Origin of the sequence: Corynebacterium sp. CCUG 70398 (assembly GCF_024454055.1) — a bacterium.
Classification (GTDB): Bacteria; Actinomycetota; Actinomycetes; order Mycobacteriales; family Mycobacteriaceae; genus Corynebacterium; species Corynebacterium genitalium.
The window spans coordinates 376,105-401,171 of the sequence record NZ_JAGPYZ010000001.1 but is presented as its reverse complement, the minus strand read 5'-3'; the positions used below and the strand labels follow the sequence as shown (position 1 = coordinate 401,171).

The following is a 25,067-nucleotide window of genomic DNA, read 5'->3' as shown; positions in this document are numbered from 1 at the left end:
TGCGGAAACGCAGCTGCGGGGCCGCGAAAGGCGATACTGAAAATGTAGGACCGGGGCTCTCACCCGCTACGTACGCCCCTTTAGACTGGTGCACCATGACGCGTTTCATGGGAACCGAAACTGAGTACGGCATTCTCACGCCGGATAGCCCGAGCCTGAGTCCCATTGTGAGCTCGACTCACGCGGTGGTGGCCTATGCGGCGATGCACACCGCCGCCCGTGCGCGCTGGGATTATCAGGACGAGCACCCGCTGAAGGATTCCCGCGGGTTCGATCTGAAGCGCTACCAAACAGTTCCCATCGTCGACCCTAACGCGATCGGTGTGGCCAATGTGGTCACGGAGAACGGTGCGCGCTTCTACGTCGACCACGCGCACCCCGAGTACTCATCGCCCGAGGTCCCGGATGCCTTCAGCGCCATGCTTTACGACGCTGCCGGTGACCACGTCCTCAACGACGCCGCCGCCCGGATCGCAGAGCTGTGGGAAGACGGCGTCTCAGTGCTGGGCGGCCACGACCCCTGCCCGCCGCTGAAGCTGTACAAGAACAATGTCGACGGCAAAGGCGCATCGTTCGGTGCCCACGAAAACTACCAATACTCTCGGCAGACCCCATTCGAGGCGATCACTGAGGGTTTGATCCCGTTCTTCGTGACCCGCCAAGTCTTCGCGGGCGCGGGCCGAATGGGACTGGGGGAAGCGGGGGAGCAGGACGGATTCCAGATCTCCCAGCGGGCCGACTACTTCTTCCAAGAGGTCTCGCTGGAGACGACACTCAACCGCGGCATCATCAACACCCGCGACGAGCCGCATGCGGACGCGACCCAGTTCGGCCGGCTCCATGTCATCATCGGCGATGCCAACATGTCGCAGTACGCCAACCTGCTCAAATTGGGCACGACGAAGCTCGTCCTCGACGCTATCGAAGAAGGCGTCGACTTCTCGGACCTCCAGCTCAAGGAACCAGTTGAGGAACTCAAGCGGGTGTCCCGTGATCTGAGCCTGACGCACCAGCTCGGGCTCAAGGATGGCCGTACGCTCACAGCATTGGCGATTCAGCGCGACTACCTTGCACGCGTCACGCCCGAAACAGATGTGGACAAACAGGTCGTGGCTCTATGGGGAGAGATCCTGGACGATCTTGATCGCGATCCACTGTCTACCGCGGACCGTCTCGACTGGACAGCGAAGTGGGCGTTGATCAAGGGCTACCTCGACCGCGGAATCGACATCGGCAACGCCAAGCTCAAGGCCGTGGACCTTCAATACGCCGACATCGATCCGGACAAGTCGCTCTACCACGCGCTGGTTCGAGCTGGACGGATGAAGACGTTGGTCAACAACGAGGACATCGCCCGGGCCGCTACTACACCACCGGAGAGTTCCCGGGCGTACTTCCGCGGCAGGATCGCGAAGGAATTCGGCGAAGACGTCCTCTCCTCGAGTTGGCAGACCATCCAGTTCAACACCAACGCTGGCCCGCGGACTGTCTCCATCCACGCAGTGGACGGATTCACGCGCGATGATGTCGGTGAGTTGCTGGACCGTGCGGCATCCGTGGAGGAGATTGTCGCCGCTTTCAACGAGAACCCATAAGCGCTAAGTAGGGTAGAGCTATGGCTCAAGAACAGATGAACACCTACTCCGGCGGCGGGTCCGACGAGGAGGGTACCGGCCAGGAGGCCGGCCAGGTCAATGTCAACACCGCAGGCACCGACGACCTGCTCGACGAAATCGACTCTCTGCTGGATAACAACGCCGAGGAGTTCGTCCGTTCCTACGTGCAAAAGGGCGGCCAGTAATGACGGTGTATCCGCGCCGCATCATGGGCGTGGAGACTGAATTCGGCCTGACCGCCATCCGTGACGGCAAGGCGGTTTTAGGGCCGGAGGAGATCGCGCGGTACTTGTTCAAGCCAGTCGTGGCCCAGTACAAGAGCACGAACATCTTCACCGCCAACGCGGCCCGTCTGTATCTCGATGTCGGTGCGCACCCGGAGTACGCGACAGCGGAGTGCGATTCGCTCACCCAGTTGCTCAACCACGACAAAGCGGGTGAAGTACTGTTCAACGATCTCGCCGCTCAGACGGAAAAGACCCTCGCGGCTGAAGGCATCGGCGGCGACGTGTACCTGTTCAAGAACAACGTTGACTCTGCAGGTAACTCCTACGGTACGCACGAGAACTACCTGATCAGCCGCGAGCTGTCGCTGAAGAACTTCGGGAAACGTCTCCTGCCGTTTCTGATCACCCGGCAACTGCTGTGCGGTGCGGGCATGATCAAGAACGGCCGTTTCGTCATCTCGCAGCGCGCCGATCAGGTGTGGGAGGGAGTCTCGTCAGCCACTACGAGGACACGGCCGATCATCAACACCCGCGACGAACCCCATGGGGATTCGAGCCGGTTCCGCCGCATGCATGTCATCGTTGGTGACTCCAACATGGCGGAGCCCTCCTTTGCTCTCAAGATCGGCTCGACGCAGTTGGTCATCGAGATGCTCGAAGCGGATTGGGACATTCCGGCTTTCGACGTGGCCGAGCCGATCAAGCACATCAAACAGATCGCGCTCGACCCGACCGGCCAGACAGAACTCGCGCTCAAAGGCGACACCACAGTGACCGCGCTCGAGGTCCAGCAGGCCGTCCTCGAGGCCGCGAAGGGCTGGCTCGCCCAGCGCCAGGACGAGGGCACGCCGAATGCTGAGTTGGAGAAGGTCGTGGAGCTGTGGGGCAGGACACTCACGGCCATCGAGACGCAGAACTTCGAGCCAGTCTCTGGCGAGATCGATTGGGTGATCAAACGCAACTTGCTTGAGCGCTACCGCGACCGCTTGGGCGGGGACTGGAATCACCCGAAGCTCGCTCAGATCGACTTGGCGTACCACGACATTAGCCCGCGCCGCGGGCTGTTCTACCACCTGCAAAATAAAGGATTAGTCCAGCGGTGGACCACCGACGAGGCAATCGCCGCGGCTGCGGCTACCGCGCCGGAAACAACGCGCGCCGCTCTGCGCGCACAGTTCCTCGATACGGCCCGTGAGCTGGGCGCCCACTACACCGTCGACTGGGTGCACATGAAGGTTGACCGCCCAGAGCCGCAGACGGTGGATGTGCAGGATCCGTTCGCGACGGAGGACGTAGGCGTCGATAAGCTCGTGGCGTACATGCGCGAGAACCGCGAGGTGCTTGGCAACGCACAAGGGGGAATCCGTGGCTAACGATGCGCGAGTGATCCAACGGCTGACCAACCTCACGTTCGCATTGCTGGGGTCGAATAAGCCGCGTGATATCGAGTGGATCCGCACGCATGTTGACGGCTACGAAGACAAGACCGATACCGCCATGGCGCGCATCCTCAAGCGCGATGTCCAATCACTGCGCCGGGCTGGCGTTCCCGCGCGCAGTGAGAACGGGCTGGTATGGGTGAACAAAGACTCCTACGAACTTCCGCCGATCAGCTTCACCGAGGAAGAAGCCTACGTGCTGGGGCTGGCGGGGGACTTGGGGACGTCGGGAAGCTTGGGCGCGTTCGCGCGCTCCGGGTGGACCAAGATCGCAGCGGGCGGTGCAACGCGGGCATTTGACGATGCTCCGATTAGCGCGCTGGACAACGACATTTCCCGGCTCGACACTGATGTCGTCGCGGCCGTGACCGCGTGCGTGCGTTCCCGCACCCGGATGCGCTTCACCTACCAGCCCTCTCCGACAGCGCCGCCGCAAACGCGCACGATGGACCCGTGGGGGCTCATCGCGCTGAACAACCGCGCCTACGTCGTCGGCTACGACGTGGAACGCGAAGCTGAACGCAGTTTCCGGGCGGTGCGCGTCAGCGATGTCCGAAAAGTGCGTGACGTGCCCGCAGGGGATTTCCACCTGCCAGACCGCCCGGTCCAGCAGATCGTTGAGGATTCCCTACGCGGCCCCACGGTGAAAGAAGCGGTGGTGCGCGTTGACCCCGGAACGGCGGGGGAGCTCGTCGCGAAAGCTACAGATCTCGGTGATAGCCGTTTCCGTCTCGTCGACGTGGAGCGTGACTGGCTGGTGCGCACTACCGCCAGCTTCGCTCCGCATGCGGTGGTGAAGTTGCCGGGGGATGTGCGCGAGGACGTCATCAAGCTATTGAGCGCGACTCAGGAGGCGCAGAATGAAAGATAGCCCGGAAAAGCTCGGCCAACTCGTCCGCGCGCTGAACTTGATCCCGTACCTGCACCAACACCCGGATGCGACGCCGATGGAGATCGCGCGGAACCTGGGGTACCCGCACACCGAGGTCATGGAGGACCTGAAGCGGCTGCAGATGTCGGGCGTGGGTAAAGGACCGGGCGAGATGATCGACCTTTCCGCAGATTGGACTGGCATCACGCTCATCGAAGATCAAGGGTTGAACGCGCCGCTGCGTCTCACGCCTACGGAAGCGAATGCCCTCTTGCTCACCCTGGAATCGTTGGAAACCATGCCGGGTCTCGTGGATCAAACCGCGGTGGCGTCCGCCGCGCAGAAACTCCGGGACGTCATGCACGATGCCGGTGTTCCCGACTCCGACCATGCGGAGACTCCCGGACCGGCACGCGTGGTGTCCCAGGCGCTGACACAGCGCTGCATGCTGGAGATCACCTACTACTCGGCGACTTCCGACACGACGCGCACGCGCACGGTGTCCCCGGTGGGCATGTTCCACCGTGACGGTGCGACCTACCTGTCGGCGTTCGAGGACGGCTCACCGAAGACCTTCCGCTTGGACCGTATCCAGGACGCATCGCTTCTCGACGTCCCCGCCGCCCCGTCTGCCCACCGCGACTACGACGCGGCAAACCCCTTCGGGTTCGGGCAGGAGAACGTCGCGTCACTGCGCATCCGCAGTGACGCGACGTGGCTGGCAGACTACTGGCAGATCGAGTTGCACGAGACCGAGCCCACGGAGCTCACCGAAGGTGAGTGGGTCGAGGCCTCCATGCCCTACGGCAGCGACGACTGGATGGTTCGTTTCTGTCTCAGCCAGGCCGACCGAGTGAGCGTTGTGGAGCCGACTCATATTGCCGAAGAGGTCGCCGGTCGCAGTTCTGCGGCCCTTGAGCGTTATGCTTAGAGCCACACGCGCTTTAAGCCCTTGAATGAAAGGAACTCCCATGCCAAACCTTGGCCTGATGGAAATCCTCCTGATCGTCTTCATCATCCTGCTGCTTTTCGGAGCTGCAAAGCTTCCGGACTTGGCTCGCTCTGTGGGCCGTTCTGCGCGCATCTTCAAGTCCGAGGTCAACGAGATGAACAACGACAAGGCTGCAAAGGAGTCTGTCGCGAACCCTCAGCGTGAGCTGACCTCGGGCGCCGAGTCGACTCAGACACCCAACTCGCAGCAGGGCTTCTGGGACCAGCCGGAAAACCAGCAGCGCCCCACTAACTAGCTGTGTCCCGCACGTCCACCCGGAAGGACTCCGAGGGCACGATGACCCTCACGGAGCACCTCCAGGAACTCCGCCGACGCGTGGTGGTCTCGCTGATCGCCATCGTTGTTGGAACCATCATCGGTTTCATTTGGTACCAGTGGGCTCCGGGGCCGACGATGCCGCTGGGTGAGATCATTCGCCGACCCTACTGTTCTTTACCGGAACATTTGCGCGCGGATCTGACGTCTGACGGATCGTGTCGTCTCATCGCCACTTCGCCGTTCGAGATGTTCATGCTCCGCCTCAAGGTCGGCTTCCTCGCAGGTCTCGTCCTCTCGTCACCGGTGTGGCTGCAGCAGATCTGGGCGTTCATCACTCCGGGCCTGCACAAGAACGAGCGCCGTTGGACGATGTCTTTCGTCACGTTCGCGGTGACACTGTTCGTTGCTGGGGCGGTGCTGGCCTACTTCATTGTTGACCAGGGCCTCTACGTGCTCATGTCGATCGGTAGTGAGTACCAGGTCAGCGCCCTGTCCGGTGGCGAGTACTACAACTTCGTCCTCGCACTGATCATCATCTTCGGCGTGAGCTTCGAGGTGCCCCTGATCATCATCATGCTCAACCTTGCCGGGCTGCTCGAGTACGAGCAGGTGAAAGACAAGCGCAGGATCATCATCGTGGTCCTGTTCATTTTCGCGGCGTTCATGACGCCCGGCCAGGATCCGTTCTCCATGATCGTGCTCGCCCTGTCGCTGTGCTTCCTCGTGGAAATGGCGTTCCAGTTCTGCCGCATCAACGACAAGCGCCGCAAGAAGAAGACCGGGGACTGGGGCGATGTGCGTGACGACGAAGCTTCCGGCCCCATCGCTCCTGCCGAGCCCATTAGCGCTGCCGCTCCCGTAAGTACTCCGACTCCGGTGGCATCACCTGCCCCTAAACCCACGGACGACTTCAACAAACCGGGCTATTTCGACGACGTGCTCTAGGGTGGTAGCCATGTCTTCGACGCTCCACACGCACCTGGATGAATTCCGCGCCACTAAGTCGTTTCCCCTCGATGACTTTCAGGTGGAGGCGTGCCAGGCGGTGGAGGAGGACCGCGGAGTGCTCGTGTGCGCCCCGACCGGCTCCGGCAAGACCGTGGTGGGGGAGTTCGCGGTGTCACTAGCACTGTCGCGCGGCACGAAGTGCTTTTACACCACTCCGATCAAAGCGCTCAGCAACCAGAAGTACCACGACCTCGTCGGGGAGCACGGCGAGGATGCCGTCGGCCTGCTCACGGGTGATGTGAGCATCAACGGCAACGCGGAGATCGTCGTCATGACTACCGAGGTCTTGCGCAACATGATCTACGCCGGGTCGAGCGCGCTCGACCGCCTGTCGCACGTGGTCATGGACGAGATCCACTACCTCGCTGACCGCGACCGTGGTGCGGTGTGGGAAGAGATCATCCTCAACCTCGACGAGTCTGCTCGCATCATTGGTCTGTCTGCCACGGTCTCAAACTCGGAAGAGTTCGGCGAGTGGCTACACGAGGTCCGCGGCGACACGGCCGTGATCGTTTCGGAGAAACGCCCAGTCCCGCTTAACCAGTACATGATGGTGCAGGGCAAGATCATGCCGCTGTTCGAGCCCGGTACGGTCGAAGCGCCCGGCAACGTGAACAAGGATCTGGAGCGCGCCATCGAGCGGCTCGAATCCGGGGCCGCCAACGAAGGCCGCGACGACTTCCGCCAGGGCAAAGGCTTCCGTTCGCGTGCCGGCGGCAACCGCAGTGGCGCACCGCGGGGCCAGGACCGGATCCGACCTGTTGGCCGCCCCGAGGTCGTGGAGGCCCTGCGGGGGCGAGACATGCTGCCCGCCATCGTGTTCATCTTCTCCCGCGCGGGGTGTGACGGCGCGCTGTTTCAATGCCTGCGCTCCCGCAAGGAACTGACCACGCAGGAGGAAGCCGAGCGGATCAAGCAGATCGCCGACGAAGGTGTGGAGGGCATTCCCGAAGAAGACCTCGAGGTACTGAACTATCGCCAACTGCGCACGGCCTGGTCGCGCGGATTCGCTGCCCACCACGCGGGCCTGCTGCCAGCGTTCAAGCACATCGTGGAGCAGCTCTTCGTCGAAGGGCTCGTCCGCGTCGTTTTTGCCACGGAGACGCTCGCGCTGGGCATCAACATGCCGGCCCGCACCGTGGTCTTAGAGAAACTGGTCAAGTTCAACGGCGATGCCCACGTGGATCTCACCCCGGGGCAGTACACCCAGTTGACGGGACGTGCAGGCCGCCGCGGGATCGACACGATCGGTAACGCCGTCGTGCAATGGGCGCCAGCGATGGATCCCCGGGAAGTCGCCGGTCTCGCCTCCACCCGCACCTACCCGCTCATCTCGCTGTTCACACCCGGCTACAACATGGCCATCAACATGCTGCAGATGAACGGCTTCGAAGATTCAATCCGGCTTATCGAGAAGTCCTTCGCTCAGTTCCAAACCGACCGCTCCGTCGTCGGCGAGGTGCGCACCATCGAGCGCCAGCGCGCCAAGGTAGACACGCTGCGCGCTGAGCTTATCGACGCCGCAGGCGCCGACGTCAGCGACGACCTCATGGAGTACATGAACCTGCGCCGGGACCTCACCGAGGAAGAGAAGCGCAACAAGAAGGACTCCATTACTGAGCGCCGTCAAGAAGTTCAGGCCGTGTTAGGCCGGCTGCAGATCGGTGATGTCATCGCTTTGCCGTCGAAACGCCGTCCGGAGCTCGCCGCTGTCGTTGCGCCCGCAGGGAAGAAGGATGACCCGCGGCCGTGGATCACCACGCAGCGCGGCTGGTCGGGACGCATTGACGCCTCCGCCTTCGCCAACGCCCCTGTCGTGGTCGGCAGCATCAAGGTGCCGCGAGACATCGCGCACAAACCGCGCAAGCACACCCGGAAGGTGGTCAGCGAGCTCTCCCGCAGCCGCTTCAACGCGCCAAAGAAGTTGAAGCAGGAGGCGCGCAACCGGCCGTCGAAACGCATGCTCGAACTGCGCGATGCGATCCGGTCCCACCCGGTGCACTCCTGGCCGGCTGCGCAGCGGGAGCAGCTCGCTCGGCTCGGAGATGAGTTGGTGCGTGAGGAAAGGTCGCTGGAGCGGGCGCAGAAAAGCGTCGATAAGCAAACGGACACGTTGGGGCGCATGTTTGAACGCATCATCGGCCTGCTCACGGAGATGGACTACGTGGAGCTTGTCGACGGCGAGCCCACCGTCACCGACGAAGGCGAGCGTCTCGCGCGCATCCATAATCCTTCCGACCTGCTGGTCGCCCAGTGTCTGAAGCGGGGGATCTGGGATGACCTTGATCCTGCCGAGTTGGCTGGCGTTGTTTCAATGTGCGTGTTCGAGAACCGCAAGTCGACCGGCGGGTATCCGGAGGCCGCGACAGACCGGATGGCAGATGCGATGAACGACACCATGCGCATTCACGGCGAGCTCGCTAGCGACGAGCAGCGCCACCGCCTGCCGCCGACGGGCATCCCGGACCCTGGCTTTGCTTTGTCGATGCACCAGTGGACTGCCGGCGCACCGTTGGGTTACGCGCTGGCCGCAGCCGCCGAGTCTGGTGCGGAGCTGACACCGGGCGACTTCGTACGCTGGTCGCGCCAGGTCATCGACCTCTTGGAACAAATTGTGCAGACCGGGTACTCCGCCGACATCAAGCACAGCGCCCGCAGGGCAGTCGACGCGATCCGGCGCGGTGTGGTGGCGATCGGCAACTAGCGCACCGTCCCTTCTGGGAGCAGGTTCACCGTGGCCACGCGGAGATTCTTCCCGAACGGGTCGAGGATCAGCGACTGCACTCCAACGATCCTCCCGCCGACCATGACCGGGCCGCCGGAATCGCCCTTGACTGCGGGCTTCGTGTTGAAGACCAGCCCAGCCGGCCGCACGCGCGTGGCCCGAGACCGCGACATCGCCAGAGGAATCGTCCCTAACCACAGGCCTGGACGCGCCTGCATCCTCCGCGCGCGTCCGCCAAACCCGAACGTGACGGCTGGGGTGCCGATCCGTGGCGCAGCGCCCTCAACGATCCGCGGGAAGGTCTCACCCGACAACTTCCGAAAGGGACGCACGGTCACGATGGCAATATCTGTGCCCGGCACGGTTGTGACCTGCCTAATGGTTCGGATAGCGCCGTGCGCCTTCACCGTGGCTCCTGTGGGATGCTCCCGGAAGAAGTGCGCACACGTCAGCACCGTCTCAGGATCGAGCAGCGTGCCCGAGCAATAAGCAGCCCCAGATGAGATGCGGACAAGCGAAGCAGGAAACATTGCCGCCCATCCTATCCACCTACAATGGCGGGCATGAATGCTCTTCCCACGCATTTCCCACCGGCCGTCTACGCGCACCGCATCAAGCGGGCCGAAACCCTGTGCACGCAGCGGGGACTCGGTGGGGCAGTGGTGGGAACAGGCCCGGAACTCGCGTTCCTGACCGGCGCGTGGACACAGTCGCATGAGCGTCTCACCGCGCTTGTCGTCTCGCCGCTGGGCGACCCCACGCTCATCGCCCCGGCCACCGATGCTGCCGACCTGGCCTTCGTGGAGCAGCTGGGCATCACCCTGCACACGTGGCGTGACGGCCAAGATCCCTATCGCATCGTTGCGGCGCACCTCGGTGGCGGCACGGTGGCGCTGGGCAAATCGTTGACTGCCGACCACGTGCTTCGCCTCATGGAGGTCGTCGAAGACACCGTGCTTATCGACGATGCGGTGCCGGACCTGTTCATGGTGAAAGACACCGATGAGATCGCGCAGCTGGAGTTTGCAGGCGCCGCCATTGACCGCGTCCACGAACAGGTCCCGGACCTGCTCCGTCCCGGCCGCACAGAGAACGAGGTAGCAGCGGACCTCGCCGAATTGATCAAGCGTGAACACGCATCGGTGGACTTCGTCATTGTCGGCTCGGGCCCGAATGGCGCCAACCCTCACCACGACCACTCAGACCGCGTGCTGGAGGACGGCGACCCAGTCGTGGTGGATATCGGCGGTTCCGTCGGTGCCGGCTACCACTCCGACTGCACCCGCACCTACGTGGCGGGAACCGTTCAAGACCCCTCGTTCCAGCGTGCCTATGACGTGCTCCGCACCGCGCAGGACACAGCCGTTCATACCGCACGACCCGGTATGACGGCGGGGGAGCTTGATGCCGTGGCACGCTCCATCATCAACCACGCCGGATACGGAGTGAACTTCTCCCACCGGCTCGGTCACGGGATTGGATTGGCCCTGCACGAGGCACCGTTCATCGTCGAGGGCAGCGACACGGTTCTCGAAGAAGGCATGGTGTTCTCGATCGAGCCGGGGATCTACCTGCCCGGGCAGTGGGGGATGAGGATCGAAGACATTGTCGTGCTCGAACCCGCTGGCGCACGCCGCCTCAACAACGCTGCCCGCCAACTCCGCTATGGTTTGCAGTCATGACACAGGCCACACCGGGCGCCGGCACCATCCTGCTCCTCGGCGCGACCAGCGACATCGGCGGGGAGATTGCTGTGCGTGTATGTTCAGGTCGCGATGTGGTTCTGGCAGCCCGGAGACCAGAGGCGCTGGAAGACGTCGAAAAGCGACTGCGCAATGCGGGAGCCACGAGTGTGCGTAGCGTCCCTTTCGAAGCGACGGACCTCTCTTCGCACCGTGAGGTCGTAAACGCAGCTGGCCCGGCGACAACGGCGATTGTGGCCTTCGGCACTCTCGGTGACCAAGAGCGCGCGGAGCACGACGAAGCACACGCAGCCGAAATCGCCATGATCGACTACACCGCGCAGGTGAACATGCTCACTGTGCTGGCAGATGCCATGCACCGCGGGGAAATCTTCGCGTTCTCGTCCATCGCAGGATGGCGGGCGCGGCGCGCGAACTACGTGTATGGGTCAACCAAGGCCGGGCTCGACGCGTTCTGCCAGGGCTTAGCGGACAAACTGCACGGCGGGCCGCTGAAGCTGATCACGGCGCGTCCGGGTTTTGTCATCGGTTCCATGACCGAGGGCATGAAGCCCGCGCCGTTGTCTGTGAAACCGGAGGATGTCGCCGAGGCGGTCATTGCCGCAGCGCAAAAGAAGGGCAGCCGCACTGTCTGGATTCCTCGTCAGCTGCAGGTGTTGGCCTGGATCATGCGCTTTGTTCCGCGCCCGATCTGGAGGCATATGCCACGGTAGAATTCGGAAAAACTGGTGCGACAAGGGAGGAAACGTGGGCAAGAAGAGCAACATTGTCGGTGTGGTAGCCGGTCTCGGGGCCGCTGCTGCCGCTGGTCATCTGTGGAAGAACTCTCGGGAATCAGGCACCCGAGGACTGATCACGCGGGCATGGCTGCCGCTGTTTGTGGATCTAGCGAAAGACATCATCAACCGCCCCGTCACCGATCCCGAGTTCGAGCCGCCGCAGTGGTTGTCCGGTGCCACCGGGGGAGAGCTGCTGCGCACCGAGAAAGTTCGCGCACTCGGGCTGAACTCGGACATGAATAAGGGCACAATGTGGCGGATCGAGTACGCGACGACGGACGCGCACGGGCGCCCACTGTCCGCCACGGCCGCCGTGATCCGCTCGGAAAATCCGTGGCAGGGAACAGGCCCGCGTCCCGTTATCGGGTTCGCGCCCGGAACGCAGGGCACGGCGCGCCACTGTGATCCGTCGTACTCCTTCAGCATGTTCCTGGACGCGCGGTGGCCTTTCGACATCGTTTCCGCGTACGAGCAGCCCGCAGTGAACATGTACGTCGCCGCCGGCTGCCACGTGGTGGTCACCGACTATCCCCGGGATCCGGAAACAGGCAAGCAGCTCTACTGCGACCATGTCGCGGGGGCGCATTCGCTTTACGACGCCCTCCGTGCCGCCAAGCACCTCGACGTCACCAGCGACCGCGTAGGCCTGTCCGGGTTCTCCCAGGGTGGCGGGTGCGTCGCCGCAGCGCTCGAGGAGCCCGAGTACGCCCCCGACATTCCGGTTGTCGCCGCGGTGTGCGGCGCGCCGCCGTCAGACCTCGAGGACATTCTCAACCACGTCGACGGCGAAACCGCGACGTTCGTGCTGCCGTACGCGCTCGACGGAATGATGGCCTCGTACCCCGAGATTGCAGGGGAGCTTCTTCCACACCTCACGGAGAGCGCTGGCGAACTGCTGGGGTTGGCACGTAACCGGTGTGTGCTCGGCGCGATGCCCCATAGCGCCCGCCAAGACACCACGACGTGGACCACCGATGGCCGCAAGCTCGTCGACGTGATCAAGGAGCTGCCGATCACCAACTCGCTCATCGGCGACAAACTCCTTGGCGACACCTCTCCGCAGGTTCCGACGCGCCTGTGGGCAAGCGTTCACGACGACATCATTCCGTACCACTCAACCGAGAAACTGGCACGCGATTGGGGTATCGAGCTGACCACGCGGCGCCTGTTTCCGCTGCTACGTTTCGACGTAGCCAAGCACCTCGTGCCGTTCTTCATCTGGATGCACGACGATGCAACATGGTTGATCCGGCAGATTGAGAGTTCTGGGGCCTCAGGCAGGTAGTCTGGCCGCATGCCCTATGCCGCTTATTTCCTGATCTACCTGATCCTCGAGGCGCTCGCGTTCTGGGGTGTGAGCCAGCTCATCGGAGTCGGATGGGCCTTAGCCGGCATCTTCATTCTCATGATTGTCGGCGCCGTGGGTGCTTCCGGAGCCATGCGCGCTGAGGTCGCCCGCGCCTCCCACGGGCGCGCCAGCATCGGCCAGTTTGCGGGAGGCACCGCCCTTGCCATGGCTGGGGGAGCGTTGACCGTCCTTCCGGGGTACATCACCTCAGCGGTCGGTGTCCTGCTGCTGTTCCGCCCTACCCGTGACCTCATCCGTCAGTCCATGGCGGCGTCCCTGCGCAAGCGTGTAGAGACGTTTGGTGCCCAGGTGTACGACGTGTCCAATATGCAGCGGCACGCAACCTCCTACGGCACGTTCGGTGACGGCTCGGCTTCGGAAGAAGTGATTGATTCTGAAGAGATTGAAAAGTGGTCGCGTGATGCTCGACCGGAAGACTTCGGAGGTCCGAGTGAGCGCTAACTCGAATGCGGTGGTCACTGGCGGCCGCCTGCTGCTGGCAGGCGCAGGGGGAGTGCTGGTGTACTTCTCCCACGAACCGCACGGGCACTTCTGGGCGGCGATTTTCGGCGTGGCGCTGTTTTACTTTGCTCTGATGCCGTGGCCGTTCGTTGCCGCCACCGATAAAGCTGCCGCACCGACCGCCGGCCGCGGTGCCTTGCTCGGGTACGTTCACGCAGTCTGCCTCTACCTGCCGTTGTTGCCGTGGGTGGGTGAGTTTGTGGGCGCATTGCCGTGGATCGCGCTGTCTTTGGCGTGCGCGCTGTACTCGCTCATCACAGGCGCGTTCGGCGCTCTTGTTGCCCGGTGGCGTTTCGGTTTTCTCGCGTTCCCTCTGGTCTACGTCGCCGTCGAGTACGCGCTGTCCTCGTTCCCCTTCGGCGGATTCTCCTGGGTCCGTCTGGCCTGGGGGCAAATCAACGGCCCGCTGGCCAACTTGGCGCCGTGGGGTGGCCCCGCATTGATAACGTTCGCGACTGTGCTGCTCAGTGCGTCTATAGCCGCTTGCGTGCATGGGCTTCTCTCTCGCGTCGAGTGGTCGCCGAAGGGGAGTGTGGTCGCCTGGTCGATGGTTGTGGCGGGGTTGATGATCTCCACGAGCATGATCGCGGGCCTGGCCGTCAACCGCGACGCCCCGACAACAGGGGAGGTCACTGTCGCCGCAATTCAGGGCAATGTTCCCCGCATGGGCCTGGACTTCAACGCGCAGCGCCGCGCGGTGTTGGCCAACCACGTGAACGTGACCAAAGAGATGGCCACCGACGTGCACGGGAAAGGGGAGAGCGTCGACATGGTCTTCTGGCCCGAGAACGCCTCTGATGTGAACCCCTTCGCGGACGATGAAGCTTTCGAGCGCATCTCCGGCGCCGTGGCAGAGGCGGATGCGCCCACTCTGGTGGGCACCTTGACAAAGGACGAGGTCGGCGATCGCAACACTGCCGTCATCTTCGACCCAGACAACGGGCCAGGGGACTACCACCACAAGAAGTATCTGCAGCCGTTCGGCGAATGGATGCCCTACCGTGATTTTTTCCGCAACTTCTCCGAGTATGTCGACATGGCCGGCAACTTCAAGCCCGGTGACGGCAACGGCACCGTGCGGATGGGCGACCACGTTGTCGGCGTGGCCACCTGCTACGAGGTCGCATTCGACATGGCCTACCGCGATGCGGTGAAGGCTGGTGCACAGATCCTGACTACCCCGACGAACAACGCTACGTTCGGGTTCACGGACATGACTTACCAGCAGCTAGCCATGAGCCGCATTCGCGCGATGGAGACCGACCGGGCCGTCGTCGTGTCTGCCACGTCCGGCGCCTCTGCGATTGTCCACCCGGATGGTTCGGTGTCGCAGCATACGGAGATCTTCCAGCCGGGGTATCTCGTCGAAAAGCTTCCGCTGCGTGATTCCGTGACATTTGCCGTGCGCTATGGGCAGTGGGTGCAGTGGCTGCTCGTTGCAGGGGGAGTCGCGGTGATGGCCGCATCCATGATCGGCGCGCGACGCGGGTACACTGCCTAGAGAAACACGAGAGAAACGACATCCCTGGTAATAAGGAGAAACCGTGCCTGTGGCTGACAAACCCAGTGACTCCACGTTGGTGATCATCCCGACGTACAACGAGCTGGAGAACCTTCCGCGCATCGTTGAGCGTGTCCGTGCCGCCACGCCGGAGGTGGACATCCTCGTTGTCGACGACAACTCCCCGGACGGAACCGGTGACAAGGCGGACACCCTCGCTGCGGCGGACGAGCACGTTCACGTTGCCCACCGCGAGGAAAAGTCGGGCCTGCTGGGCGCATACCGTGAAGGCTTCGAGTGGGCGCTTGAGCGCGAGTACAAAGTCATTTGCCAGATGGACGCGGATGGTTCCCACGCGCCGGAGCAGCTGCAGGATCTGCTGGATGCGGTGGATAAGGGTGCAGATCTGGTCATTGGTTCGCGCTACGTCCCTGGTGGGGAAGCGGTGAACTGGCCGAAGGAGCGTTTCTACCTGTCGAAGCTGGGCAATCTTTATATTTCCATCGCTCTCGGCGACGAGATTGCGGACATGACTGCTGGCTACCGCGCGTTCCGTCGCGAGGTGCTCGAAGCCATTGACTTCGATGACCTGTCCCGCAAGGGCTATATCTTCCAGGTGCAGATCGCCGATGTCGTCGTCCAGGAAGGCTTCGATGTGCGCGAGGTGCCCATCACCTTCGTCGACCGCGAGCTCGGCGAATCCAAGCTGGACGCCAGCTTTGCCAAAGACTCCCTGACCGAAGTGACCAAGTGGGGTTGGACGCGCCGCTCGAGTCAGGCGAAGGAGATGGCCTACGAGCTGAAACGCCTGGGTAAATACGAGCTTGAACAACTGGGAGTGCAGCGGATCCCGGGCAAGATCACCGGTGCGTTTTCGGTCGCCGGCGACATGGTCGAAGAAGGCTCGAAGCTGCTGGCATACGAGCTCAAGCGGAACTCTGACGAAGTAGACACGCGCCCCCTGGCTTCCTTGGGCCGCAGTCTTGTCGGCTTCGTGGAAGAGGGGGCGCGCCTGGCGAAGTATGAGGTGCAGCGGCTGGTGAACAACCGCCACTAAGCCTGGTTCTCTTGGGCTTCTTTCTGCTCCTTAGCAATGCGTGCCGCGTTACGGCGGCGCTTGCGCAGCTGCTCTAGGCGCTCTTCAAGCAGCTCATCGAGCTCGTCGATGGTGCGGCGCTCCAGCAGCATGTCCCAGTGGGTGCGCGGCGGCTTGACCGGTTTGGACTCTACACCTTCGCCCTCAATGAGGGTGCCGGTCTGGCCGTTCTTGCACGGCCACTCCTCGGGGATCTCGGCGTCGTCTGCGAACGGGATCTCGAAGACCTCACCGGAAGGGGTGCGGTACTTCGCCATCCTGCGGGGGGCGAGATCGTGGTCACGATCCGTCTCGTAGCTCACTGCACCCATCCGGCTACCACGCAGTACCCGATCAGCCATGCTGCATCTGTCCCTTCATCTGTTGGTCTGTAGAAGCTTGCGGGGCAGTCGTGCAGCCCCATGCAATCTTCAAAGTATAACGGCCACCCATAGCAACGGTTCACCCACACCGTTTGTTCCAGCAGTTACGATCACAAGTGATCCGATCATGAACCAGCCACTTCACAAAAAGGACGAGCCGGGCGCCTGCCTGTGGTGCGGTGCTCCCGTTGAACAGCTGCAGGGGCGCGGCCGCCGCCGCAAGTACTGCAGCGATTCGTGCAAGCAGCGCGCCTACGAGCGGCGGCACTATGTGCCAGGCAACCTTGGGCGCTCGGGCCGCGCGCGTCCGCACAACGACGACACTTTGCGCGATCGATTATTCGCGCTGCGCTGCGCGGCAGAGGACATCGCCACGGCTGTCTCTGAGGGTGCAGACACCGACGAGATTGAGTCCTTGTGCGATGAGCTGGTTACCATGGCTAAGAGAATCGAAAAGCTTCACTAGAAGTTTTGAGAAGTTTTGCAAGCAGAAAGAGGGGAAGTCATGCAGACACGCACCCAGAAGATCGTGTTCTTTGGTGGTCTGGCGGTGATCATTCCTCTCACTCTGGTAGCGATCGTTCCGCTCGTCTTTGCGCTGTTCAACTCGCCCGGCATCAAGACTGAGCCCATTGACGACAGTGGTGCCAAAGCCGCGACAACCGATGTGGACGGGCACTGGGTGGTCAGCAACCAGATGGGCAAGAATGCGACGTCCGCCGGGTTCACATTTAGTGAGCTGTTACCGGGCGATGAGCGCGTCACATCCGGCTCTACGCCAGCTGTCACGGGTGAAATGACCATCGAGGCCGGCACGCTGACCGCCGGTGAGGTGACTGTGGATATGACTAATATCGTCACGGATCGCGATGTCCGTGACGTTAATGTGCGGAGGAGCATCCTCCACACGGAGGAGTACCCGGAAGCGACATTTGTCCTGACGGACCCCGTTGATGTTTCGCAGCTGCCAGACGACGGCAGCATCGGCACCGTCACGCTCACGGGTGACATGACCATTCACGGGGAGACAAACACGATCACGCAGGAGTTCAACGCTCTGCGCACGGAAGACAACGTGATCGTGCACGCCGACATTCCGTTCAACCGTCTCGACTATGGCGTGGAGACACCGGAGTTCGTGGCCGCGAAGATTGCGGAAGAAGGCGAAATCAATATCCGCCTCAAGATGGATAAGCAGTAAAATATCCCCTTTTGTCCGATAATATACATTATGTCAAGTAGGACGCGCGCCTAGCTCCGCTCGCTTTTCGACGTTGCCCCTACCGCACTCCCCGGCGATGCTTGTGCGCAAGCGTGTACTGAACCGCATCGAGCATCCCCAACCGCGCAAGCGCTTCACGGAGGGCAAGCTGCCACGTCCACAGGCGCCGGTACACCGCATCGAATCCGTCGGCCGCCGCCTCGCGTAGCTGCCCTTGAAATGTCGTGCGTTGGTGTCCCAAGGACAATGCGAGGTGCTCCGGCGCGTGCGTCTCACCGATGACGCGCAAGCCGCTGTGCTTATCGACGAGCCTGCGCAGCGACTCCTTCGTGCCGTACTCCAACGCGGGCCAGACATAGGCGCGGAGCGATTCCAGAGATGACGCAGCGACCGGGGTGAGCTTCTCTGTCGCCACGACAGTTTGGATGACGGCACGGCCTCCCCGTGTGAGCAACTCGTCCATGACTGCGGTGTATGTGGGGCGCAGACGCATCGGGAGGGTTTCGAGAGTCTCGACGGAAACAACTGCGTCATAACGCCCCTCTCGTCGTGCGAGTGCTTGCTGGACGCTCTGTACGACGTTGATATGCACGCTGTCGTCGACTCCCGCCAGAGTCAGGCGCTCGCGCAGCCCCGGTACGGTACCGGGATCTGTTACGAGCGAATCCACCGTGGCTTGCCTTCCGGCCGCCGCTATAGCCACTGCCCCGCCGGAACTGGGAAGTTCCGCTATGTGGGAGCCGGCGTGGACACCGGCGGCGTCGAGAAGCATGCCGACGCTTCTGCGCTGTGCGTCGGCAAGATCCAGCTTTTCCGTGCTCAACGGTTCGCTGAAATTCGTCACAGAGACGAAATAGTTGGCCGGCTCCCCGCGCTTGCCCGCGCTCGGCGAGAACGACTTGACGCTGCGGCGCTCCGTCGTGGGCACCCCTGTTGAGAAATGGCCGGCGAAAGAGCTCATCCCGTCCCCGGCGTAACGGGCGACGAGCTCTGGCGGCACATCCCCACCGATAAAACGTGTATCCGCTTTCGCGCTCGAGGTTCGGGGGTTGTACCCCGATTCAATCAGGCCGGAGAGCACTTTGATGAGCGCTACCGGGGTCTGCGTGCGCCACTCTCCTGCCATGTAGGCCTCCGCCAGCCCAATCCAACCGTGAGCGGCGATGCGGGCAAACATGGCCTCGTGATCGACAACAAGGTCTGGCTGACCGTTCGGATCAAGATCGAGGCCGGCCTGCATGCACGCTTTCGCGAACTTCGCCTCCGCCCGCCGCGACCGAAGTCCCATCGCACGCCCAGACGGAACGTGCGCGATGCTCGGCCATTGCGCGGGATCCACAGTTGCCAAGTGGTCTAACTGGGGACGATAGGAAGCATTGTCGGGCACGCCGTTTAGAATAGACCGCCGTGGCAGCGGTGTAGCGGTGCCACGGCGCGCACTTGCTGCAAACCCGCGTATGATTTCATGGCGGATCCGCACAACGTTGTTCTAGAAGGCTAAAAGGAGTTCATACATGTCCGACAAACCGTACCGCCCCGCAGGTAACCGCCACCATGTCGTGATCATTGGTTCCGGCTTCGGTGGCCTTTTTGCCGCACGCGAACTCGACGGCGCTGACGTTGACGTCACGCTGATTAGCCGCACCAACTTCCACCTCTTCCCGCCGCTGCTCTACCAGGTGGCCACGGGCATTCTCGGCTCGGGCGAGATTGCTACCTCCACCCGCCAGATCCTGGGCAAGCAGAAGAACACCGACATCATGCGCGGCGATGTCACCGACATCGACCTCGACGCTAAGACGGTCACCTGCAAAGAGGGTCCGTACACCTACACCTACGAATACGACTCTCTCATCGTCGCCGCCGGTGCCGGCCAGTCCTACTTTGGCAACGACCACTTCGCCGAGTTCGCCCCCGGACTCAAGACGCTCGACCACGCGCTGGAGATCCGCTCCCGCCTCGTCACCGCGTTCGAGCGCGCCGAAGTCACCGAGGACCCGGCCGAGCGCGAGCGCCTGCTCACCTTCGTCATCGTCGGTGCGGGCCCGACCGGTGTCGAGCTCGCCGGCCAGATCGCCGAGATGGCGCACCGCAGCTTCCGCAACGAGTACTCGCACTTCCGCCCCTCCTCCGCCAAGATCATTCTTCTCGACGGCGCACCCCAGGTCCTCCCGCCCTTCGGCAAGCGCCTCGGCCGCAAGGCGCAGCGCGAGCTCGAACGCATCGGCGTGACGGTCCACCTCAACTCGATGGTGACCAACATCGACGAGACCTCGGTGACCTACAAGGACATGGAGACCGAGGAAGAGACGACGATCGAGTCCTACACCAAGATCTGGTCCGCGGGTGTGGCCGCTTCCCCGCTGGGCAAGCTCGTCGCCGACCAGGCCGGCCTCGAGGTCGACCGTGCCGGCAAGGTCCCGGTGAACAAGGACCTTTCCGTGGGCGACCACCGCAATGTCTTCGTCGTCGGCGACATGATGAATTTGGACAAGCTGCCGGGCCTGGCTCAGGTGGCGATCCAGACCGGTGAGTACGCGGCTAAGGCGATCAAGGATGGCGTGGAGAATGACCAGGAGCCGGACCAGCGCGAGCCGTTTGAGTACTTCGACAAGGGCTCCATGGCCATCGTTTCGCGCTTCCACGCCGTGGTGAAGATGGGCAAGGTAGAAATCGCCGGCTTCCTGGGCTGGATCATGTGGCTGCTCGTCCACGTCTCCTTCCTCGTGTCCAAGCGCAACCGCATCGTGTCTATGTTCACCTGGACGCTCAACGCCCTGTCCCCCAAGCGCTACAACCTCGCCGCGACCCAGCAGCAAATGCACGGCCGCACTGCCCTGCTGAACCTGGAGAAGTACGCCGCGGAGGAGGCTGAGCACCTCGTCGAGGTGCGTGACACCAACGGCGAGAACTAAGTTCGCCCTTCTTCTCCCCTACGCCCGCCCCAGGTTCCCCCGAACCCGGTGGCGGGCGTATGATTCTGTCCGTTCATCCAGTTCATAGATCTGCCCAAAGGGGGTTGCCTTGGTACCGAAGAACCCGCTTTCCCTGGGAAAGTCGAAGCAGACAGAAAAGGCGACCCAGAAACCTATCCCTGTCCCGGTGGAACGTTCGATCGACTTCTGCCGCGTGATTGTGGATGGTCAACTTGAACCTGGCAGCTGCCACTACTCCACCGCTCTCAAGAAAGTGAATGAAGCTGAGAGCGGCTACGTGTGGTTGTCCCTCCGCGAGCCCAACGTGGAGCAGATGGAGAAGGTCGCCGAAGAGTTCGGCATTCACGATCTCATTGTGGAAGATGCCGTGAGCGCCCACCAACGCCCGAAGGTGGAACGCTACAACAATCAGCTGTTTCTGGTCATCCGCACGATTGAGTACCGCGACGACGAAGAGGTCACTGACCTGCGCGAGATCATCTCGACCGGTGAAGTGCAGATGCTCATCGGCGAGAACTTCGTGATCACAATCCGCCACAACGCGGAGCTTCCGAACCTCACTCAGGAGCTTGTCGAAGACCCGGAGATTTCCGCGCTGGGACCCGCTGCCGTCGCCTGGAAGGTCGCAGACCACGTCGTAGAGAACTACGCCATGATCACGACCTTCCTCCGCGAAGACGTCGATGAGCTGGAGAACGAAGTCTTCACTCCGCGCCGGCAGATCAACATCGACAAGATCTACTCCTACAAGCGTGAGATCTTGGAGATGCGCCACGCGATTGACCCGCTGGGTCCCGCGTTGAAGACAGGACTGAACCTGCACAAGGACCTGTTGAGCAAGCAGATCCGCTCTTACCTGCGTGACGTGCAGGATAACGCGATGATTGTCACCGACAACGTCAACGGATTCGATGAGCGGCTTTCCTCGCTTCTCGACGCGTCCGTGGCCAAGGTGAGCATGCAGCAGAACTCCGACATGCGCACGATCTCAGCCGTGGTGGGTATGGCGGCCCTTCCGACGATGATCGCCGGAATCTACGGCATGAACTTCGAGTACATGCCAGAGCTGTCGTGGCGCTATGCGTATCCGGTTGTCTTAGTGGTGATGTTCGGCTCCATCGTGGCCATGTACTGGTGGTTCCGCCGCAACAACTGGCTCTAACCCAGCTGTTAGGCCATCACCATGGTGCGCAGGGTGGTGATCGCGACGATCTTGCCCTCCTGCTTCATCTCGATGCGCCAGATCTGGGTGCGCCGGCCCAGGTGGACGGGCGATGCTTCAGCCTCGATCGTGCCGGAGGTGACGCTGCGGATCAGATCCGTGTTGTTGTTCATGCCCACAACGGGCGCGCCCGCGGCGGCGTACCCAGCGTAAGAGCCCACGCTCTCTCCGATGGCGCAGAACACCCCACCGTTGACCTGGCCGGCGGGCTGGTGGTGGCGCGGATCCGCTTCCACCGTCGCGGTGATCTTCTCCGGGCCGAAAGCGGTGAAGTGCAGCCCGATGAAGCTGTCGAATTCGACGTGGTGAGCGTTCAGGTATGCCAGTTCGTCGTCGGTGAGCTGACGGTCGCGTAGTTCCATGAGTTTGCTGAAATCCATCTCCATGGCCAGAGATTTTACCAACGAAACTAGATCGCGTGCGCGGTTATAGATCTGTTTGTATTTAAAGGGTTCTTATATGGCCCATCGCCTGCGTAGGACCGACTGGCCTGCGTATGCTTTGGGCATGACTAACGAGAATCTTGCGCAGATCGGCGTCGTGGGCATGGCTGTGATGGGCTCCAACTTGGCCCGCAACTTCGCCTCCCGCGGCCACACGGTAGCTATCTACAATCGCTCACCTGAGAAGACCCGGGCTGTCATGGAGCAGCACGGCCACGAAGGCAACTTCATCCCTTCGGAGTCCATTGAGGACTTCGTTGCGTCTCTGGAGCGTCCGCGCAAGGCGGTCATCATGGTGCAGGCCGGTGCTGGCACTGACGCGGTGATCGATCAGCTCGTTGAGGCCATGGACGATGGCGACATCATTATCGACGGCGGAAACGCTCTGTTCACCGACACCATCCGCCGCGAGAAAGAGGTCGCAGCGAAGGGCCGCCACTTCGTCGGCGCGGGCATCTCCGGTGGCGAGGAGGGCGCCTTGAAGGGGCCGTCGATCATGCCGGGTGGCCCGAAAGAGTCGTGGGAGACCCTCGGTCCTCTGCTGGAATCCATCGCTGCTGAAGTCGATGGCGTGCCGTGCGTGACTCACATCGGCCCTGACGGTGCTGGTCACTTTGTGAAGATGGTCCACAACGGCATCGAGTATGCCGACATGCAGGTCATCGGCGAGGCTTACCACCTGCTGCGTTACGCGGCGGGCATCGAGCCGGCTGAGATGGCAGACATCTTCGCCGAGTGGAACCAGGGTGATCTGGACTCGTACCTCATCGAGATCTCTGCAGAGGTGCTGCGCCAGGTCGATGCGAGGACGGGCAAGCCGCTGGTGGACGTCATTGTCGACGCCGCTGGCCAGAAAGGCACCGGCCGCTGGACTGTGAAGGAAGCACTCGACCTTGGCGTGCCCACAACGGGCATTGGGGAGGCCGTCTTCGCCCGCGCCCTGTCCTCGGCGCTGGCGCAACGCCAGGCCGTCCAGGACACGGGTTTGCCGTCGGGTGAGGTCACGTTGCTAGAGACGCTCGGCGTCGATAAGCAGCAGTTCGTTGAAGATGTCCGCCGCGCCCTGTACGCCTCCAAGCTTGTGGCCTACGCGCAGGGCTTCGACGAGATCAACGCTGGCTCCCAGGAGTACGGCTGGGGCATTAAGCCGCAAGACCTCGCGACGATCTGGCGCGGTGGCTGCATTATCCGCGCGAAGTTCCTCAACCGCATCACCGAGGCGTACAACAACGACCCGCAGCTGCCGTCGCTTTTGCTCGACCCTTACTTCAAGTCTGAGCTGGAGAAGGGCCTTGTCGATTCCTGGCGTCGTGTGGTCATCATTGCCACCCAGTTGGGTCTGCCGATCCCGGTGTTCGCCTCAAGCCTGTCCTACTACGACTCGCTGCGCGCGGAGCGCCTACCGGCTGCTCTCATCCAGGGCCAGCGCGATTTCTTCGGCGCCCACACCTACAAGCGCGTGGACATGGAGGGCACCTACCACACCACGTGGTCCGGTGAGCGTGAGGAAATCACGTACTAGCCCGGTAGGGCTGTACACTTCATCCGATGCCCACATTCTCTGATCTCGGCCTGCCCCGCCCCATCGTCAACGTTCTCACGAAACAAGGAATCGAGGAACCCTTCCCAATCCAGGAAGCGGCGATCCCCGCTGTTCTCGACGGACGGGATGTGCTCGGGCGCGGGCCGACGGGCTCGGGTAAGACTTTTGCCTTCGGGCTACCGATGCTGGCGCTGCTCGCCGGTTCCCCGTCCAAACCCGGCCACCCGCGCGGCCTCGTCCTCGCCCCCACCCGTGAGCTCGCAGCGCAGATCCGACAGCGACTCGACGATCCTGCTGCTGCCGTTGGTCTGCGTGTGCTCGAGGTTGTGGGCGGGGTGAACATCAACAACCACATTCGTTCGCTTGCAGCGCCAGTGGACCTGCTCGTCGCTACGCCCGGACGCGCTCAGGACCTGATCAACCAGGGCAAGCTCAGCTTCGATTCCGTCGCCGTCACAGCGATCGACGAGGCTGACCAGATGGCCGACATGGGCTTTCTCCCCCAGGTCCGCAAGCTTGTCGACGCCACACCTGAAAACGGCCAGCGCCTACTGTTTTCGGCGACGCTGGACGGTGACGTGGAAAAGCTTGTGCAGCGGTACCTGACGGATCCTGTGACGCACTCGACGGCCCCTGCCCAGGCTGCCGTGGACACGATGCAGCACTACCAGCTGCTGGTGGGCAGCCGAGAGTCCAGGAACGAGATCGTGCCGCTCATCGCCGCGCGCGAGGGCAAGACCATCATGTTCATGCGCACGAAGCATGGCGTGGACCGGCAGGTGAAGAAGCTCCGTCGCGTCGGCATTGAGGCTCAACCGCTCCACGGTGACAAGGGCCAGGGCGCACGCACCCGGGCTATCGAAGGATTCACAGACGGGTCTGTTCCTGTTTTGGTCGCAACCGATATCGCTGCACGCGGTATTGACATCAGCGACGTGTCCTTGGTCGTCCACATCGATCCGCCGGCCGAGCACAAGTCCTACCTGCACCGTGCCGGGCGCACCGCCCGCGCAGGCACGTCCGGCACTGTGGTGACCTTGGTCATGGACGAGCAGCGCAAGGAAGTCGATCAACTGCTCCGCAAAGCGGGCGTGGACGCGCAAAAGGTCCGCGTTACCCCGATGTCCGGCGAGTTAGTTAAGATTACGGGCGCGCAGGAGCCTCACGGCCGCCCGCTTCCGCCGCCCGGCCAACCGCAGACAACCAAGCGCTCCCGCGGGAAACGGCACTGACA

24 protein-coding genes are annotated in these 25,067 nt (G+C 62.6%); 20 read left to right on the top strand and 4 right to left on the bottom strand.

The window, feature by feature from the left end; all coding sequences use genetic code 11:
• Window positions 1-95: 95 nt before the first annotated feature.
• The 8 genes from dop to KBX07_RS01870 are packed head-to-tail and all read left to right on the top strand — an operon-like array spanning window position 96 to window position 9,135.
• Window positions 96-1,595, top strand: a complete 1,500-nt coding sequence (gene dop / locus KBX07_RS01905; protein ID WP_256022767.1) for a depupylase/deamidase Dop — start codon at window positions 96-98, stop codon at window positions 1,593-1,595.
• Between the two features lie 20 nt (window positions 1,596-1,615).
• Window positions 1,616-1,801 (top strand): ubiquitin-like protein Pup, encoded by a 186-nt coding sequence (locus KBX07_RS01900; RefSeq protein ID WP_370687257.1) that lies wholly within the window; start codon window positions 1,616-1,618, stop codon window positions 1,799-1,801.
• Window positions 1,801-3,216 carry a Pup--protein ligase gene (pafA, locus tag KBX07_RS01895; protein WP_256022765.1) on the top strand — a complete coding sequence of 472 codons (1,416 nt, stop codon included), beginning with the start codon at window positions 1,801-1,803 and terminating at the stop codon, window positions 3,214-3,216. Before KBX07_RS01900 ends, pafA begins: the two co-directional genes overlap by 1 nt.
• The gene (locus KBX07_RS01890) at window positions 3,209-4,153 is read left to right on the top strand and encodes a WYL domain-containing protein (RefSeq protein ID WP_256018749.1); all 945 of its coding nucleotides are present in this window, start codon (window positions 3,209-3,211) and stop codon (window positions 4,151-4,153) included. The genes pafA and KBX07_RS01890 overlap by 8 nt, the downstream gene beginning before the upstream one ends.
• Window positions 4,143-5,084, top strand: a complete 942-nt coding sequence (locus KBX07_RS01885; RefSeq protein ID WP_256022763.1) for a YafY family protein — start codon at window positions 4,143-4,145, stop codon at window positions 5,082-5,084. The genes KBX07_RS01890 and KBX07_RS01885 overlap by 11 nt, the downstream gene beginning before the upstream one ends.
• Window positions 5,085-5,124: 40 nt before the next feature.
• Window positions 5,125-5,400 carry a Sec-independent protein translocase subunit TatA gene (gene tatA / locus KBX07_RS01880; protein ID WP_256022761.1) on the top strand — a complete coding sequence of 92 codons (276 nt, stop codon included), beginning with the start codon at window positions 5,125-5,127 and terminating at the stop codon, window positions 5,398-5,400.
• A 41-nt stretch (window positions 5,401-5,441) separates the two neighbouring features.
• Window positions 5,442-6,368 (top strand): twin-arginine translocase subunit TatC, encoded by a 927-nt coding sequence (tatC, locus tag KBX07_RS01875; RefSeq protein ID WP_256022895.1) that lies wholly within the window; start codon window positions 5,442-5,444, stop codon window positions 6,366-6,368.
• A 10-nt stretch (window positions 6,369-6,378) separates the two neighbouring features.
• Complete coding sequence (locus tag KBX07_RS01870; protein ID WP_256022759.1) at window positions 6,379-9,135, top strand: RNA helicase; 2,757 nt, start codon at window positions 6,379-6,381, stop codon at window positions 9,133-9,135.
• Here KBX07_RS01870 and KBX07_RS01865 read toward each other — a convergent pair.
• Window positions 9,132-9,686, bottom strand: a complete 555-nt coding sequence (locus tag KBX07_RS01865) for a serine protease (protein ID WP_256022757.1) — start codon at window positions 9,684-9,686, stop codon at window positions 9,132-9,134. The genes KBX07_RS01870 and KBX07_RS01865 overlap by 4 nt on opposite strands.
• 24 nt (window positions 9,687-9,710) lie before the next feature.
• Here KBX07_RS01865 and KBX07_RS01860 point away from each other — a divergent pair, with 24 nt between their 5' ends.
• From KBX07_RS01860 to KBX07_RS01835, 6 genes are read left to right on the top strand one after another with little or no spacing between them, the layout of a single operon-like run.
• On the top strand, window positions 9,711-10,838 hold the full coding sequence (locus KBX07_RS01860) for a Xaa-Pro peptidase family protein (protein WP_256022755.1): 1,128 nt from the start codon (window positions 9,711-9,713) through the stop codon (window positions 10,836-10,838).
• A complete protein-coding gene (locus KBX07_RS01855; protein ID WP_256022753.1) occupies window positions 10,835-11,572 on the top strand; it encodes an SDR family oxidoreductase in 738 nt (245 codons plus the stop codon). The genes KBX07_RS01860 and KBX07_RS01855 overlap by 4 nt, the downstream gene beginning before the upstream one ends.
• A 34-nt stretch (window positions 11,573-11,606) precedes the next feature.
• Complete coding sequence (locus KBX07_RS01850) at window positions 11,607-12,923, top strand: lipase family protein (RefSeq protein WP_256022751.1); 1,317 nt, start codon at window positions 11,607-11,609, stop codon at window positions 12,921-12,923.
• A gap of 9 nt (window positions 12,924-12,932) precedes the next feature.
• Complete coding sequence (locus tag KBX07_RS01845; RefSeq protein WP_005290174.1) at window positions 12,933-13,448, top strand: FxsA family protein; 516 nt, start codon at window positions 12,933-12,935, stop codon at window positions 13,446-13,448.
• Window positions 13,408-15,009, top strand: a complete 1,602-nt coding sequence (gene lnt, locus KBX07_RS01840) for an apolipoprotein N-acyltransferase (protein ID WP_005290176.1) — start codon at window positions 13,408-13,410, stop codon at window positions 15,007-15,009. Before KBX07_RS01845 ends, lnt begins: the two co-directional genes overlap by 41 nt.
• A gap of 49 nt (window positions 15,010-15,058) precedes the next feature.
• A complete protein-coding gene (locus tag KBX07_RS01835) occupies window positions 15,059-16,066 on the top strand; it encodes a polyprenol monophosphomannose synthase (RefSeq protein WP_005290178.1) in 1,008 nt (335 codons plus the stop codon).
• On the opposite strand, the gene KBX07_RS01830 is transcribed toward KBX07_RS01835, so the two are convergent.
• Entirely contained in the window at window positions 16,063-16,446 is a 384-nt protein-coding gene (locus tag KBX07_RS01830; RefSeq protein WP_083770293.1) for an RNA polymerase-binding protein RbpA, read from the bottom strand. The two genes, KBX07_RS01835 and KBX07_RS01830, sit on opposite strands and share 4 nt — an antisense overlap.
• Window positions 16,447-16,594: 148 nt before the next feature.
• Between KBX07_RS01830 and KBX07_RS01825 the strand changes: the two genes are divergently transcribed.
• Together KBX07_RS01825 and KBX07_RS01820 are read left to right on the top strand one after the other, a co-directional pair.
• Window positions 16,595-16,933 (top strand): hypothetical protein, encoded by a 339-nt coding sequence (locus KBX07_RS01825; protein WP_256022749.1) that lies wholly within the window; start codon window positions 16,595-16,597, stop codon window positions 16,931-16,933.
• Between the two features lie 39 nt (window positions 16,934-16,972).
• A complete protein-coding gene (locus tag KBX07_RS01820; protein ID WP_256022747.1) occupies window positions 16,973-17,668 on the top strand; it encodes a YceI family protein in 696 nt (231 codons plus the stop codon).
• Between the two features lie 79 nt (window positions 17,669-17,747).
• Here KBX07_RS01820 and KBX07_RS01815 read toward each other — a convergent pair whose 3' ends face one another.
• Window positions 17,748-19,076, bottom strand: coding sequence for a class I SAM-dependent methyltransferase (locus tag KBX07_RS01815; protein ID WP_370687256.1), 1,329 nt, complete (start codon window positions 19,074-19,076; stop codon window positions 17,748-17,750).
• A gap of 127 nt (window positions 19,077-19,203) precedes the next feature.
• Here KBX07_RS01815 and KBX07_RS01810 point away from each other — a divergent pair, with 127 nt between their 5' ends.
• On the top strand, window positions 19,204-20,604 hold the full coding sequence (locus KBX07_RS01810) for an NAD(P)/FAD-dependent oxidoreductase (RefSeq protein WP_005290188.1): 1,401 nt from the start codon (window positions 19,204-19,206) through the stop codon (window positions 20,602-20,604).
• 109 nt (window positions 20,605-20,713) lie between these two features.
• A complete protein-coding gene (locus KBX07_RS01805) occupies window positions 20,714-21,787 on the top strand; it encodes a magnesium and cobalt transport protein CorA (protein WP_005290189.1) in 1,074 nt (357 codons plus the stop codon).
• A gap of 8 nt (window positions 21,788-21,795) precedes the next feature.
• On the opposite strand, the gene KBX07_RS01800 is transcribed toward KBX07_RS01805, so the two are convergent.
• Window positions 21,796-22,233, bottom strand: a complete 438-nt coding sequence (locus tag KBX07_RS01800) for a PaaI family thioesterase (protein ID WP_255997689.1) — start codon at window positions 22,231-22,233, stop codon at window positions 21,796-21,798.
• 121 nt (window positions 22,234-22,354) lie between these two features.
• Between KBX07_RS01800 and gndA the strand changes: the two genes are divergently transcribed.
• Together gndA and KBX07_RS01790 are read left to right on the top strand one after the other, a co-directional pair.
• On the top strand, window positions 22,355-23,812 hold the full coding sequence (gene gndA / locus KBX07_RS01795) for an NADP-dependent phosphogluconate dehydrogenase (protein WP_255997690.1): 1,458 nt from the start codon (window positions 22,355-22,357) through the stop codon (window positions 23,810-23,812).
• A gap of 26 nt (window positions 23,813-23,838) precedes the next feature.
• Window positions 23,839-25,065 (top strand): DEAD/DEAH box helicase, encoded by a 1,227-nt coding sequence (locus KBX07_RS01790; RefSeq protein WP_255997692.1) that lies wholly within the window; start codon window positions 23,839-23,841, stop codon window positions 25,063-25,065.
• Window positions 25,066-25,067: the final 2 nt, after the last annotated feature.